The 13,490-nt window shown below is 64.7% G+C and carries 14 protein-coding genes and 1 tRNA gene; 6 read left to right on the plus strand and 9 right to left on the minus strand.

The window, feature by feature from the left end; genetic code table 11:
- Positions 1-59: 59 nt before the first annotated feature.
- The 5 genes from OU426_RS02915 to rpoH all read right to left on the minus strand — a co-directional run bounded on the left by OU426_RS02915 (position 60) and on the right by rpoH (position 4,319).
- Complete coding sequence (locus OU426_RS02915; protein WP_267632344.1) at positions 60-1,043, minus strand: Gfo/Idh/MocA family protein; 984 nt, start codon at positions 1,041-1,043, stop codon at positions 60-62.
- Between the two features lie 54 nt (positions 1,044-1,097).
- Positions 1,098-1,715, minus strand: coding sequence for a class I SAM-dependent methyltransferase (locus tag OU426_RS02920; RefSeq protein WP_267632345.1), 618 nt, complete (start codon positions 1,713-1,715; stop codon positions 1,098-1,100).
- Positions 1,716-1,725: 10 nt separating this feature from the next.
- Entirely contained in the window at positions 1,726-2,448 is a 723-nt protein-coding gene (gene pssA / locus OU426_RS02925; RefSeq protein WP_267632346.1) for a CDP-diacylglycerol--serine O-phosphatidyltransferase, read from the minus strand.
- Between the two features lies 1 nt (position 2,449).
- Positions 2,450-3,142, minus strand: a complete 693-nt coding sequence (locus OU426_RS02930) for a phosphatidylserine decarboxylase (RefSeq protein ID WP_267632347.1) — start codon at positions 3,140-3,142, stop codon at positions 2,450-2,452.
- Between the two features lie 280 nt (positions 3,143-3,422).
- Positions 3,423-4,319: an RNA polymerase sigma factor RpoH gene (gene rpoH, locus OU426_RS02935; protein WP_267632348.1), complete on the minus strand. Its 897-nt coding sequence runs from the start codon at positions 4,317-4,319 to the stop codon at positions 3,423-3,425.
- 266 nt (positions 4,320-4,585) lie between these two features.
- Between rpoH and OU426_RS02940 the strand changes: the two genes are divergently transcribed.
- On the plus strand, positions 4,586-5,161 hold the full coding sequence (locus tag OU426_RS02940) for a DUF4189 domain-containing protein (RefSeq protein WP_267632349.1): 576 nt from the start codon (positions 4,586-4,588) through the stop codon (positions 5,159-5,161).
- 63 nt (positions 5,162-5,224) lie between these two features.
- Here the strand turns inward: OU426_RS02940 and OU426_RS02945 are convergent, their stop codons facing one another.
- Positions 5,225-6,658 (minus strand): PhoX family protein, encoded by a 1,434-nt coding sequence (locus OU426_RS02945; RefSeq protein ID WP_267632350.1) that lies wholly within the window; start codon positions 6,656-6,658, stop codon positions 5,225-5,227.
- Positions 6,659-6,870: 212 nt separating this feature from the next.
- Here OU426_RS02945 and OU426_RS02950 point away from each other — a divergent pair, with 212 nt between their 5' ends.
- On the plus strand, positions 6,871-7,632 hold the full coding sequence (locus OU426_RS02950) for a hypothetical protein (RefSeq protein WP_267632351.1): 762 nt from the start codon (positions 6,871-6,873) through the stop codon (positions 7,630-7,632).
- 18 nt (positions 7,633-7,650) lie between these two features.
- Here OU426_RS02950 and OU426_RS02955 read toward each other — a convergent pair whose 3' ends face one another.
- Entirely contained in the window at positions 7,651-8,700 is a 1,050-nt protein-coding gene (locus tag OU426_RS02955) for an RluA family pseudouridine synthase (RefSeq protein ID WP_267632352.1), read from the minus strand.
- Here OU426_RS02955 and OU426_RS02960 point away from each other — a divergent pair.
- The 4 genes from OU426_RS02960 (at position 8,690) to OU426_RS02975 (ending at position 10,311) form a co-directional block, all read left to right on the plus strand.
- Positions 8,690-9,058, plus strand: a complete 369-nt coding sequence (locus OU426_RS02960; RefSeq protein ID WP_324289794.1) for a DUF6476 family protein — start codon at positions 8,690-8,692, stop codon at positions 9,056-9,058. The genes OU426_RS02955 and OU426_RS02960 overlap by 11 nt on opposite strands.
- Positions 9,059-9,145: 87 nt before the next feature.
- A tRNA-Arg gene (locus OU426_RS02965) sits at positions 9,146-9,222 on the plus strand.
- A gap of 212 nt (positions 9,223-9,434) precedes the next feature.
- On the plus strand, positions 9,435-9,881 hold the full coding sequence (locus OU426_RS02970; RefSeq protein WP_267632353.1) for a DMT family transporter: 447 nt from the start codon (positions 9,435-9,437) through the stop codon (positions 9,879-9,881).
- A gap of 7 nt (positions 9,882-9,888) precedes the next feature.
- On the plus strand, positions 9,889-10,311 hold the full coding sequence (locus OU426_RS02975) for a DMT family transporter (RefSeq protein WP_267632354.1): 423 nt from the start codon (positions 9,889-9,891) through the stop codon (positions 10,309-10,311).
- A 4-nt stretch (positions 10,312-10,315) separates the two neighbouring features.
- On the opposite strand, the gene OU426_RS02980 is transcribed toward OU426_RS02975, so the two are convergent.
- On the minus strand, positions 10,316-12,325 hold the full coding sequence (locus OU426_RS02980; protein ID WP_267632355.1) for a putative 2-aminoethylphosphonate ABC transporter permease subunit: 2,010 nt from the start codon (positions 12,323-12,325) through the stop codon (positions 10,316-10,318).
- 1 nt (position 12,326) lies between these two features.
- Complete coding sequence (locus tag OU426_RS02985; RefSeq protein WP_267632356.1) at positions 12,327-13,445, minus strand: putative 2-aminoethylphosphonate ABC transporter ATP-binding protein; 1,119 nt, start codon at positions 13,443-13,445, stop codon at positions 12,327-12,329.
- Positions 13,446-13,490 lie beyond the last annotated feature (45 nt).

The raw sequence follows: 13,490 nt of genomic DNA on the forward strand, positions 1-13,490 counted from the left end.
ATCCTTTCTCTGTCGCATCGACAGGTTAGAACCCTTCCCCTTAGGCGCCTTGACGTGCGTCAAAGGCTGATTTCACCCGCAAACACGCCGTCGATCATCGCCTGCGTGCCCTTCGCATCTTCAAGCGACCATATGTACGGCGCGCCCTCCCGGACGGTCCGGCCAAAGGCCTCGACCTGAGTGCGGTACTGGCGCGCGCCCGGGAAGCGCTCGATGTGATCCGCCTGTCCGGGACGAAACATGTGAAGCTGCGCCTCGCCGAAGAGGCCCGCGTTGAACGGGCCGGTCATGCGGATCAGGCCCTTTTCTCCCTGAAACACCACCTCCTGCCGGGGCGGCAGCCGCATCGAGGTGAGCGCGCCATAGGTGAAGCGCCCCGAGGGGCCTTCCATGTCGGCCCAGACCTGCGTCGTCACATCGACGCCATTCTCGCGGAGGATCCGCGATTTCAGCGCGACCGGCTCCGCCCCGGTCACCCAGCGCACCGAGCCATAGGCATAGACGCCGATATCGGGCACCGATCCGCCGCCCGTCTCCGGCCGGTTGCGGATATTGCCCGCGTCCGCCCGGTTGTCATAGCTGAAATGCGCATCCGCATGCAGCACCCGGCCGATGGCGCCGTCCTGCACCAGCATCCGCGCCCGCTGCCATTGCGGATGGTGGACGATCATATAGGCCTCGGTCACCAGAAGACCCGAGGCATCGCGCGCCGCGATCAGCGCGTCGATCTCGCCCGCCTGCATGGCGATCGGTTTTTCAGTCAGGACATGCTTGCCCGCGCGGACGGCCTTCAGTGACCATTCGACATGAAGATGGTTGGGCAAGGGGATATAGACCGCCTCGACCTCCGGATCGGCGAGCAGCGCCTCGTAGCTGTCATGAACCCTGAGGTCGGGGCAGAAGGCGCGAAAGCCATCGGCCTTTGCCGCGTCGGATGTGGCGAGTGCCAGGAGGCGCGCGCCTTCCGCCTCGTGGATCGCCCGTGCCATGTGATCGCGCGCGAATTTCGCCGCGCCCAGAACGCCCCAGTTGACCGGCTTCATACCCTGCCCTCCCGCAATCTCGGGCAGGCTAGCGTGCCGCAGTCGTTAGCGCAATCAGGCGTGCTTGCGCAGCACCATAAAGCTCATCAGCCCAAACGGCGGAACGCGCCTTTCAACGACGGGGACCAGGTCCGGCGCCGTCAGAACTTGCTCCTTGCGGAAATCAGGATGCCAGCCCAGCCGGTCGGCCAAGGGCGCCGCCAAACGTTCGACTATCGCGATCAGGCCGCTTTCGCGCGCGAAGTGATTGACGATCACGACCTCGCCGCCCGGCTTCAGCACCCGCGCGACCTCTGCCATCACCCGGTGCGGTTCGGGCACCACCGAAAGGACATGCAGCGCCGTCACCGTGTCGAAGCTCGCATCGGGAAAATCGAGCGCGCGGGCGTCCATATGCCTGAGAGCCGAAACCTGGCTCAGTTTCTGCTCCGCGACCTTTTCGCGCGCCTTGGCGAGCATTTCCTGGCTGTAGTCGATGCCCGTGACTTCAAGTTGATTGTTGTAAGCGGCAAGCGACAAGCCGGTCCCGACACCAATCTCAAGCACAGCGCCGCCGCGGGCATTCACATGCCCCACCGCCAGGCGGCGCCCCCGTGTCGTCAGCGAGCCGAAGGTCGCGTCATAGACCGGCGCCCACCGTGCGTAGGACCGCCGAACCTGTGCCAGTTCCATCTTGCCTTCCTCAGTGAGCGATGCGCCGACGGGCGAACGAAGCGAACGGGATCGAGAGCATATAAAGAATGTCAGCACCAAGCAGCGCCGCCCAGGGATAGGCGGCAAGCGCCGCCGCACCGCCCGCCACGACAAGCAGCAGCGGCCGGGCGTGGCGCGCGGGCACGCGCAGCTTCAGTGACAGTGTCGGCAGACGGCTGATCATCAGGCAGCCGACGATCGCGATCCATATTGCAACCGGCGTCGGGTGGATGGTGATCTGCGGGGCGGCTTGGGCAAGAAAGAGCGGCGCAAGCGCCAGCATGGCGCCCGCAGGCGCCGGAACTCCGGTGAAGAAGCGCTTGTCGAGCGTCCCTTCTTTCGCACCCACATTAAAGCGCGCAAGCCTCAAGGTGCAGCAGACGACATAGACCAGCGCCGCGATCCAGCCGAGCGTCTGATCGCCGTCCATCGCCCAGAAGTAAAGAACGACCGCAGGCGCCACACCGAAGTTCACCACATCTGCGAGCGAATCGAGCTCCGCCCCCATCAGGCTTTCGCTTTTCAGGATGCGGGCGATGCGGCCATCGAGCCCGTCGAGAAGGGCCGCGAGAATGAGAAGCGCCACCGACCTCTCGAAATCGCCGCTATAGGCCATGCGGATGGCGCTGACGCCCGCGCAGATCGCGCCTAGCGTCATCGCGTTTGGCAGAAGGTGGATCAGCGGGATTTCGCGGCGCGGCCCCGGCTGCATCTCAATCCCTCCGCGCCGTCATCGTGGCCTCTGGCGCCGCGAGATCGGCAATAACCGTCTCGCCCGCGACCATGGTCTGGCCAAGCGTCGCCATGGGCGCGACGTCCGGCGGCAGGTAGACATCGAGGCGCGAGCCGAAGCGGATGAGGCCGAAGCGCTCGCCCGCGCGCAGGAACGCGCCAGGCTGGACGAAACAGACGATACGGCGGGCGACAAGGCCCGCAATCTGCACCACGGCAATCTGCCGGCCGTCGGCCAGGTCGAGGCGGATGGCGTTGCGTTCGTTATCCTCGCTCGCCTTGTCAAGCGAGGCATTGAGAAACTTGCCCGCCCGGTAGGCAACCGCGCCGACCGTACCTTCGGCAACAGCACGGTTCACATGGCAGTTGAAGACCGACATGAAGACCGAAACGCGGGTCAGGGGCTCCGGACCCATGCCAAGTTCGACGGGCGGCACGGCGGGGCCGATGAGCGACACCACACCGTCGGCCGGGCTGACTATCAGCCCATCGCGCAGAGGGACCGAGCGGACGGGGTCGCGGAAAAAGTAGTAACACCAGATCGTCAGACCGAGGCCGAGAAGCCCGAGCGGATGCCAGATGAGCCATAGAATCAGGGTCGCCGCCGCAAAGGTCGCGACGAACTTCCGCCCCTCGGGATGCATCGGTGGAAGGAATGTATCGATCAGCCTCATCGGCCCTCCCTATCGGCCCTGTCTCAGGTCGTGGCGCTGACCTAGCGCCGCCGCCCGGGGGCTGCAAGAAAAATCTCCTTTAATTTTAACGATTTGATTGGTCAATCAAGAACCCGCCGCTCGTCGTCGCACCTCGTGCGCCCCTCGCGTGTCGACGAGAAGCGCCAGCGCACGAGGAGACCGACGGGAGGGAAGCACTGCAGAAATGGCCGCTCCTCGCGGCCTTCGGGCGCTCGTCCCTCCCCGAGGAGAAGCGAAGCGCACGACGGGCCGCGCGCTGTCAGGATACGGTCAACATGCCCTTCTCGCGCGCCAGATCGCGCATCCGCGCCTGCAGCTTCTCGAACGCGCGGACCTCGATCTGCCGGATCCGCTCGCGGCTCACGTCATATTGCGCCGACAGGTCCTCAAGCGTCACCGGCTCGTCCTGCAGGCGCCGTTGCATCAGGATGTCCTTCTCGCGCTCGTTCAGCGTATCCATGGCGCGAACCAGAAGCGCGCGGCGCGCATCCAGTTCCTCGCTCTCGGCATAGGCTGTCGCCTGATCGGCATCCTCGTCCTCAAGCCAGTCCTGCCATTGCGACCCGCCCTCGCCATCGGCCCCGACGGTCACGTTGAGCGAGGCGTCCGACCCCGACAGGCGGCGGTTCATGTCGACCACCTCGTCCTCGGTCACGTTCAGATCGCGCGCGATCCGGGCGACATTCTCGGGACGCAGATCGCCCTCTTCCAGCGCGCCGATCTTCGACTTGGCTTTGCGGAGGTTGAAGAACAGTTTCTTCTGCGCCGAGGTGGTGCCGAGTTTCACGAGGCTCCACGACCTGAGGATATATTCCTGGATCGAGGCGCGGATCCACCACATCGCATAGGTCGCAAGCCGGAAGCCGCGTTCAGGATCAAACCGCTTCACCGCCTGCATGAGCCCGACATTCGCCTCTGATATCACTTCGGCCTGCGGCAGACCGTAGCCGCGATAGCCCATGGCAATCTTGGCCGCGAGCCTCAGGTGCGAGGTCACAAGCTGATGCGCCGCCTTCGGGTCCTCATGGTCGGCCCAGCGCTTGGCCAGCATATATTCCTCTTCCGGCTCCAGCAGCGGGAACTTGCGGATCTCCTGCAGATAGCGGTTCAGCCCCTGTTCGGGGCTCGGGGCGGGAAGGTTGGTGTAGCTCGTCATCGCGGACCCTTTCGCGGGCTTGGGCTGGAGAACCTATGTCGCACAGCCTGACCGTACAAGACCCGAACCGGCGTCGCGGTTCCAGATCGGACAGAAAGACCTTACCCCCGGGTGATCGATCGGGCATCGACAAAAGGCGGATTATGTCCGCAGATCACAGCCATTTCAGCCGCCGCGAGCGGCGAGCGTCGGGAATTCCAGACTATACGGTCCGTTTTGCAGCTTTTAGGAACGCCCGCAGAGAACAACTGACAATGGCGACGTTGATGAAATACCCCCTCCCCCTCCTCAACCGGGCAACCCTTGCCCGGACGGCCCTGCCCGCTTTTGCCCTCTTTGGCCTTATGCCGGTGGTGGCCGCCGCTCAGGGCTATCCTTGCCCCAGCGGCCCGGGCCCGGGCGAGGTGATGATCGGCACCTCGGGCGGCGGCGCGTCGGGCATAGCCGAAGTACCGATCTGCGTGCCCGCGGGCAGCGGCGGCTACGCTCCGGGCCCGAGCGGCTATTGGTCGGAACGGTTCGCGGCGATCGCTTGGGGAAACGAAGCGGACGGCCGCGCGACCTATGCCTATGCCGTCGACTATCCGAGCGTCGATGAGGCGATCAATGCGGCGCTTGGCGAGTGCCGGAGGAGAGGCTTCCAGGACTGCCGCCAGGGCACGGATGTCGCCAACGGATCGCTTGCCATTGTAGTCGCCGCCGACGGCACGCTGTTCTCCGACTGGGGCAAGAATGGCAGGCAGGCGAGATCCAAGGCGCTGAAGGAATGCCGCAAGCAGACCGGCAAGAAGTGTATGCCGGAGAAGGTGATCGACAGCCCTGCGGTATGGATGAGCTACTGACCATAGGCCATACTGGAAAGAAGGGCGCCTCCAGGCGCCCTTCTTTGTGTCTGAGCGCGCGGCTCACTGGCCGGTCGGCTTGAACCCGGTGATGATCAAGAGGTCGTCCGTCGCATAATCGTCGACCATCGGCATCTGGCCGTCGTCGGAATGCTGGATGTTCACCCAGGCCATCGCTCCATCGTCGGAGAACATGAAGCCCGTGGGTTCCGCCGACGTGTCCGCGACCGAGAGCATGCGCGCGCAGCCGTCGGACTTGATGTCGCGGTCCGCACCGTCGGGCAGGCAGGCCCAGATATCACCGTTCGGATGATCCTCGACCACGTAAAGGAGGCCCGTCCCCGGCTGGAAAGCGAGATTGTCGAAGGAATTGGCCTCGCGGTCACCTTCAACGAAACGGTTCACCTCGGTGGTGAAGGCGATCTTGCCCTCGGCATCGACGACCGGAATGTCCATCGGCGTGAGGTCGGTGGCGCACAGGACCTCGGCGAAATTGCCGGCATCCTCGTTGCCGGTATTGGCCCAGCAGAAGCGGATCCCCTCGCCCGCATAGGCCGGATCGGCATGCAGATCCTCGGGGCGATAATACCCGGTCGCGCCCTTGGCATCGGCATCGGCGCGCGCGATCAGCGGATCGATAGCGATCCAGCCCGCGTTGCCGATCTCGCAGCCCTGACCGGCCTGCATCTTGTTGTCACGGCACGACACTTGCATCGCATAGGTCATCCCGGCCGCGAAGGGCGAGGCGGCAGGGTCGGTAACCGGTCCGCCGGTCGCGGCCGTATCGGGTACGAACTTGAAGATCGCACCGCCATCGGCATCGGCATTCGCCGTGCCGGGGCGCAGTTCGTCGCCGCCGATCACGACGCCTTCAGGTGTGATCGTCAGCCCTTCCCAGGCCATGGTCGGCAGCGCCATGCGCCGCACGACGCGCGGGTCGCTCGCCTCGCCGGTGGCGCGGTCGCTGATCACCACATTCTCTAGCGCCAGAGGATCAAAGATTTCATAGGCGCCGCCGTCGTCTTCCTCCTCGGTCGCAAGGATGGTGCCCCAGGGCGTGGCGCGGATACCGTCGCAGCCCTGCATGCCGCGCACCAAAGTCTTCACCGCGCCGCTATCGAGCGCCACCGACTGCAGCGACGGGTTCAGCTTGCCCGCCGCGATCTCTTCACGGTCGCCCTCGATGCAGACGATCAGGTGCGTGGGTTCTTCCGCCGGGAAAAGTGACATCATGTCGGCCTTGTTGGCGATCTCGCGCGTCAGGTAGGTGGCGGTCAGCCCCTCGGCCAGCAGCACCTGCGCCCCGGCGGTCTGGTCGGGTGTGCGGAAGTCTTCCGCCGTTTCAGGGGCCGAGGCTGCGAGCGGCGCGGCGAAGCCGAAGAGTGCCGCACTTTGTTCGGCGCGCATCCGGTCGACCATGACACCGAAATCCTCGGCCGCGACCGGCAGGGGCGCGAGCAGCGCGGCGAGGCTGACGAGAGGAAGTGTGCGACGCATCATCTATCTCCTTCTGAGGGTCGCTTCCGCCATCGCGCGCAAACGTAACAGCCAACTCTCGGCTCTACGATGGTTTTGCGAAGATCGACCTCGGCGCAGCGCCATTTCGCACAGTCACAAAAGAACCTGTGCAACTCGGTCGGGATTCCATGACTTTCCTTCCCGCCGCGCCTTGTGCCCATCTGCGCCAACCAATTGCCTCAGGAGCCTGCATGTCTATTCGCCCCCTCCGCCTTTTCCCGGCACTTGTCGCTGCCGTGCTTTGGCTGCCTGCCATCGCCCAAGCGCAGTACTTCACCTGTGGGGGCGACGCGCCCGGCCAGCGCGTGGTGGGCATGACCCAAGCCGGCAACGGCGTGGCGTCGGTGCCGCTGTGCGAGGCGGTACCGGAGGAGCCCGCCTATGACGGCGGCGGCTATGCGCCCTCGGCCCCGCCATACGATCCGCTGCAGGCCCAGGTCGACGCGCAGATCGGCTGGATATTCCTGGCACTGGATGCGGCCAAACAGGAAGCCGAGGCGCGCGCGAAGCTCGAAAGCGACCCGAACTATCAGGCCTACAAGAAGGGCAAATGGGAGTTCTCCAAATCCGGCGATGCGCAACACCGCCGCTGCACAGCCTTTTTCGCCACCCTCGACGGCGCGATCGCCATCGGCGGCCAGAAAGGCGACAAGGAAGGTACGTTCCTGACCTTCATGGGCCCCGGCGTTCCTGCACCGAACGGCATGAAGAAGGTCAAGGTGACGCTCGAACAGACCGACAGCGCGCCGCAAACGGTCAAGGCCTTCAACCACCGGATCGAGGGTGGCATGGGCGCGATCACTTTCACCGTGCCGCTCGATATCGCCGCGGCGAGCGATCTGTTCCTCGACCGGCAGGCGTTTCGCGTGATCCTGAAGGGCAAGCCGGTCTTCGACATGGGCTGGCACAGCGGCAAGTCCGCGCAGAAGAAGATGCGCCAATGCGCGGGCTGAGGGGGCGCGGGCTGAGGCTCAGCCGCTCAGTCTTTGGCCCCTGAGCGCGTCGAGCAGCCCGGCGAAATCGGCAGGCAGAGGGCTTTCGAACGACAGGTCCGCCTTGGTGACCGGATGCACAAAGCCGAGCGTCGCGGCGTGCAACGCCTGACGCGGGAAAGCGGCCGCCTGTTCGGCCGCGCCTTCGCCCACCGCCTTCGGCGAGAGTTTCCGCCGCCCGCCATATGTCTGGTCGCCCAGAAGTCCATGACCCGCATGGGCCATATGTACGCGGATCTGATGGGTGCGCCCTGTCTCAAGCCAGCATTCGACGAGCGAAGCGACAGGCGGCGTGCCGAAAGCCTCGACCACTCGCACCCGCGTCACCGCATGACGCCCGCCATGAAACAGCACCGCCTGCCGCTGCCGGTCGGTCTTGTGGCGGGCAAGCTGGGTGGTGATCTTCAAGATGCCGCCCGCTTCGAAGCTCGTGCCCTTCACCCCGTGCAGGCGCGGGTCGTTCTGGTCGGGCACACCGTTCACCAGCGCCAGATAGCGCCGCTCGACGGTGTGCTTCTCGAACTGGCGGGCCAGTCCGTGGTGGGCACGGTCGGACTTCGCCACCACCAGAAGCCCGGTCGTATCCTTGTCGATCCGGTGGACGATGCCGGGCCGCTTCTCGCCGCCCACGCCCGACAGTGTATCGCCGCAATGATGGAGCAGCGCATTCACCAGCGTCCCCGAATGCGAGCCGGGCGCAGGATGGACGACCATGCCCGCGGGCTTGTCGATGACGATAAGGTCCGCGTCCTCCCAGACGACGCTCAGCGCGATCTCTTCGGCGCGGGTCTCGACCTCTTCGGCGGCACCGACCGCGATCTCGAATGTGTCGCCCTCGTGAACCTTCGCCTTGGCGTCCGTCACCACCTCGCCCGCCTTGCGGACCGCGCCTTCAGCCAGAAGCTTCGCCAGCCGCGAACGCGAGAGGGACGCTTCCTCTGGCACATCGCGCGCCAAGGCCTTATCAAGCCTTTCCGGCGGGTTCGGCCCGATCACCACGCTGAGAACGGGGGTTCTGATGTCCGACATGAAGCCTGCTTCCCTGCCCGAGGACCGGCCCGCAACCGGGATAGACGCCCTGCCGCCGGACCTGAAGTTCCTCAAACGCCTGGTGACGGTCCTGACCGCCACGATGATCGCGGGTCTTCTAACCATCATCGTTATCTTTGTCACCCGCTTCCCCGGCGCCACTGCACCCGGCACCGCCGCGCCCGGCGCCCTCCCCACCCTGCCCGACCGCATCACCCTGCCCGCAGGCGCCTCCGCCGCGGCGGTTACCTATGGGCAAGGCTGGATCGGCGTGGTGACCGACGGCAACGCCTTCCTGATCTTCGATGCCGCGACCGGCGCGCTGCGCCAGACGGTTTCGATCCAGCCCGCCGAATGAGCCGCCGTGTGAGCGAAATTTCCTCTCCGATCCCGGACGTTTGGCCCTTGCATTGCCCCGGCGGGGGGGCTAAATGCCGCTCCCAACGGACCCGTAGCTCAGCTGGATAGAGCACCAGACTACGAATCTGGGGGTCGGGCGTTCGAATCGCTCCGGGTCCGCCATTTCTTACACTCGCTTCGTTGAACGGTTCCGGCCTGTTTCTGCAACGTGCCGGCCTATCATCGCTGCGCCGATGATGGGCGTGCCGCTGCTGCGTTTGCTTGGGGCCTTCGAACATTCGACGGTGAAGATGGATGCGCACGATCCGCCAGGGCGAGTCATTGTTCCCGGCTTTGCTGCGGGTTAGGAGTTGGCGCCAGTCTAGGATGTTTTCATGCCGAACCGCCTTGCCTATCCCCTTGCCTTCGCCTCGGGCGGACTTCTGACGCTGATGGTGCTCTTCAACGGCCAGTGGGCGCGCGAGGGGACCCCGCTTTTCGCCTCCTGGATGGCGCATGGCACCGGTACGGTCGCGGCGCTGATCTTTCTTCTTCTGCTCCGTGCCGGGCGGAAACCATCCGCAAGGCCAGGCAAGGCGCCGCTCTGGGCCTATCTCGGCGGCCTTTCCGGCGCGGTCACGGTCATGCTGACCTCAACGACCGTGAACAGTTTCCTCGCACTTTCCGGCACGCTGGCGCTCGGGCTTGCCGGGCAGGCGGGCTTCAGCCTTCTTTCCGACCGGTTCGGCTGGTTCGGCCTGCCCGCACGCCGGATCGGGGCGACCGACCTTGCCGCGCTTGCACTCATCCTCGCGGGCAGTCTTCTTGTGATCTTTACCTGAGGCGCCGATGCTGCAACCGATCCTCTTCGCACTTCTCGGCGGCACGCTCGTCTCGGTCAGCCGGGCGATCAACGGGCGCCTCTCGCTCGCCACCTCGGCGATGTCGGCGTCCTTCTGGAACCATCTTGTCGGGTTCCTGTTCCTTTCAGCCGTCGCGCTTCTCTGGGGCGGGCTGATGCCCGGCGGCTGGCCGGACGCGCCCGTCACCGCCTGGTTTGGCGGCACGATCGGTGTCCTCTTCGTGGCCTCGGGCAGTTGGCTCGTCGCACGCATCGGCGCCACGTTGACCGCGATGCTGGTGATCGCCGGGCAGATGGTGTCGGGCGTTGCGCTCGATCTGGCGCTTGGTCAGTCGGATGGCCTTCTGCCCAAGGCGGCGGGCGTTGCGCTGATCCTCGCGGGCATGGTGCTGGCGCGCCGAAGCCGCTAGGCCGTCAGCGCGCGCGCCAGGCCTGCGTCCGGCCGAGGATGCGCCGCGATGCGAAAGCGTGCAGGATGCGTGCCGCGGCGTTGGTATAGAAGATCATCATCCCCATCGCCGCCGCCGGTGCGATATCGCCCGCGTCATCCATGTTCAGGACCGCGACCGAAGCCAGTGCCGTATGGGTCGAATAGAGGAAGACCACCGCCGAAACCGTCGTCATCGCATTCACGAACATGTAGATCGAGATATCGAGGATCGCGGGCAGGCAGACGGGCACCGTGACCCGCGCGAACAGCCGCCAGAAGGGCTGCCGCAGCGAAGAGGCCACCGGCTCGAACTCCGCGTCGATCTGTTTCAGTGCGGTCAGCGCCGTCAAATGCCCGACCGTGTAGAAGTGGGTGACTGTCGAAATGACCAGTATCGCCATCGTGCCATAGAGGAAGTTCAAGGGATTGGCCGGGTCGTTGAAGAAGAAGATGTAGGCGAGCCCCAGCACCATCCCCGGAATGGCCATCGGCAGCATGGCGAAGAACTGGAAAAGCGCGCGGCCCGCACGGAACCCGTCGACCTTCTCGACCATGTAGGCGCCGGTGAAGATGATCGCCGTGCCCGCAACGGCGGTCATGGCCGCCAGTTGCAGCGAGTTCCAGTAGGCCGCCCAGCCACCGCCGTCCATGCGGTTGAAAGCGTAATTCTTCAGGCTGAGGCTCAGATCATAGGGCCAGAATTTCACCAGTGCCGCCATCTGGCAGACCGCGATGATCCCGGCGATAAAGAACGCTACGATCAGGCACCAGAGAAACATCAGCATGTCGAACCGCCGGTTGGGCTTCGGCTGATAGGGCACCGAGCGCGCCGACAGAAGCGAGACCTGTTTCTTCTGTACCTGCCGGTCGATGATGAAGGCGAAGACCGCGGGGATCAGCAGGACGACCGACACGACCGCCCCCATCTCGAAATTCTGCTGGCCGATCACCTGCTTGTAGATGTCGATGGCCAGCACGTTGTACTGGCCTCCGATCACCTTGGGCAGGCCGAAATCGGTGATGACGAGGGTGAAGGTCACGAAGGCCGCCGATATGAGGCCATAGCGCGCCCCGGGGATCGTGACCGTCCAGAAGGTCCGCCAACTGGAGGCGCGCAAGCTTTCCGCCGCCTCGTACTGGCGCTGGTCCGCGATCGACAGCGCGGTCGAGATGATGATCAGCGCGTGCGGAAAGGTGAAGAAGACCGAGCCGATGACGATACCCAAAGGCCCATAGATCGATTGCCCCATCAGAAGGCCCTTCAGGAACCCCTGATTGCCGAAGAGATATATAAGCGCGATGCCGGGCAGAAGCGACGGCACCAGGATCGGCATCATCGCGATCAGCCGGAAGGTGCCCTTGAAAGCGATGCAGCTGCGGTTCAGTGCATAGGCGAAGCCGAAGGCGAGACCGACAGTCAGGACCGTGGAAATCACCGAGATGAAGAGCGAATTCTCGATCGAGGAGAAAAGCGCGGGGTTCGAGAAATACTCCACATAATTCTGCAGCCCGACAGTCGTCACCGGCCTGAGGTTCACCCTGCGGAACGTGTTGCTGTCGAACTCCTGCCAGTCGGTCGTGCGCTGCAGATCGAGGCCGACAAGATAGGGCGCGTCAGCGGTTGTGCTGCGCAGGCGGTATTTCACCGGGCTCTTGAAGCTGAAATCCGGGAAAAGATCGGTGACCGCGAGCCGCCCGTCGGAGGAAGAGGCGAGGTCGGCATCAGAGAACTTGCCCAAGGCGTCGTTCAGGCTGGCCGCGCTGACGGGATCGCCCCAGACCGTGCCGCTCTCATCGCTGACCTGAAACTCATAGCGCGTGAGGTCGAAGCCGTAGGTCACGAAGCTTTTCGACAGCATCGCATAGAGCGGCAATGCCAGCGCGGCGAAGAGGTAAAGCCCGATCAGCGCCATGAAGCCGCGCTTCACGATCCCGTCTCGGTCGAGCTTCAGCTTGACGGCGCGACCGGCGGGAAGGGTCGAAGTCTCCGCCATCTCAGGCGCCCCGCGCGAAGGCCAGCACGCGTTCGGCCGGCAGTTCCACCGTGAGCGCCGCACCGGGTTCGATCCCCAGCCTGCGGACCGCATTCATCGAGAAATTGGCGACCAAAGGCGTCTCCCCCAACGAATCGCTCGTCAAATGCGTCCGCCAGTAGGAGCCGAGGAACTCCATCGACGTCACCGTCACGTTCAGATGGTTCGGCGCGGGCCGCGCCTCATGCCCGGCCGCAAGGGGCAGGATGTCCTCGGGTCGCACCGCCATTGTCACGGCCCCCCCGTCGGCAAGACCCTTCGCGCCGGTTGCGAGCACTGCCTGGCCGACCCGCACCGCACCCTTGTCAAAGACGCTCTCTATCTTGTTGGTTTCGCCGATAAAATCGGCAACGAACAGCGTCGCCGGATCGCGATAGATCTCGGTCGGCGTGCCGACCTGCTCGATCACGCCATGGTTCATCACCACGATCCGGTCGGCCATCGACAAAGCCTCTTCCTGATCGTGGGTCACCATGATCGTCGTTACACCAAGTTTACGCTGCAATTCCTTGATTTCATGTCGCAAATGCACCCTGACCTTCGCGTCAAGCGCCGAGAGCGGTTCGTCCAGCAGCAGAAGGCCGGGATTGATCGCGATGGCCCGGGCAAGCGCGATCCGTTGCTGCTGGCCACCGGAAAGCTGGGCGGGATATTTTCTGCCCTGCTCGGGCAAGCCGACCAGAGCCAGCAATTCCGCCACGCGGGCACCAATTTCGGCCTTCGGACGCCCGGTGTTTTCCAGCCCGAAGGCGATGTTCCGCTCGACCGTCAGGTTCGGAAAAAGCGCGTAGGACTGAAACACGATGCCGTAGTCGCGCTGTGACGCGGGCAGCGCCGAAATATCGCGGCCGCCTTGCCGTATCGTGCCCCGCGTCTGCGGATCAAGCCCGGCGATGGCGCGCAGAAGCGTGGTCTTGCCACAGCCCGAGGGGCCGAGGAAACAGACGAATTCGCCCTTGTGGATGTCGAGCGTAATATCCCTCAGCGCCACGAACTCGCCAAAGGCTTTCCAGCAGCTGTCGATCTTCAGGTAGGGGTCGGCAGCGTCCGCGCGCGGCGCGTCTGCGGTCAGTGCGTTCATCATGCTCATCCGGTCAGGGGGTGGGCGCGCCGGATCGGCGCGCCC

This window comes from Frigidibacter sp. RF13, assembly GCF_026626305.1.
GTDB lineage: Bacteria > Pseudomonadota > Alphaproteobacteria > Rhodobacterales > Rhodobacteraceae > TMP-24.

Bases quoted from the DNA above. Each gene is read 5' to 3' on its own strand.
- OU426_RS02930 (WP_267632347.1), bottom strand. From the start codon at position 3,142: ATGAGGCTGATCGATACATTCCTTCCACCGATGCATCCCGAGGGGCGG.
- OU426_RS02915 (WP_267632344.1), bottom strand. From the start codon at position 1,043: ATGAAGCCGGTCAACTGGGGCGTTCTGGGCGCGGCGAAATTCGCGCGC.
- pssA (WP_267632346.1), bottom strand. From the start codon at position 2,448: ATGCAGCCGGGGCCGCGCCGCGAAATCCCGCTGATCCACCTTCTGCCA.
- OU426_RS02920 (WP_267632345.1), bottom strand. From the start codon at position 1,715: ATGGAACTGGCACAGGTTCGGCGGTCCTACGCACGGTGGGCGCCGGTC.
- OU426_RS02970 (WP_267632353.1), top strand. From the start codon at position 9,435: ATGCCGAACCGCCTTGCCTATCCCCTTGCCTTCGCCTCGGGCGGACTT.
- OU426_RS02945 (WP_267632350.1), bottom strand. From the start codon at position 6,658: ATGCGTCGCACACTTCCTCTCGTCAGCCTCGCCGCGCTGCTCGCGCCC.
- OU426_RS02980 (WP_267632355.1), bottom strand. From the start codon at position 12,325: ATGGCGGAGACTTCGACCCTTCCCGCCGGTCGCGCCGTCAAGCTGAAG.
- rpoH (WP_267632348.1), bottom strand. From the start codon at position 4,319: ATGACGAGCTACACCAACCTTCCCGCCCCGAGCCCCGAACAGGGGCTG.
- OU426_RS02955 (WP_267632352.1), bottom strand. From the start codon at position 8,700: ATGTCGGACATCAGAACCCCCGTTCTCAGCGTGGTGATCGGGCCGAAC.
- OU426_RS02950 (WP_267632351.1), top strand. From the start codon at position 6,871: ATGTCTATTCGCCCCCTCCGCCTTTTCCCGGCACTTGTCGCTGCCGTG.
- OU426_RS02975 (WP_267632354.1), top strand. From the start codon at position 9,889: ATGCTGCAACCGATCCTCTTCGCACTTCTCGGCGGCACGCTCGTCTCG.
- OU426_RS02985 (WP_267632356.1), bottom strand. From the start codon at position 13,445: ATGAACGCACTGACCGCAGACGCGCCGCGCGCGGACGCTGCCGACCCC.
- OU426_RS02960 (WP_324289794.1), top strand. From the start codon at position 8,690: ATGTCCGACATGAAGCCTGCTTCCCTGCCCGAGGACCGGCCCGCAACC.
- OU426_RS02940 (WP_267632349.1), top strand. From the start codon at position 4,586: ATGAAATACCCCCTCCCCCTCCTCAACCGGGCAACCCTTGCCCGGACG.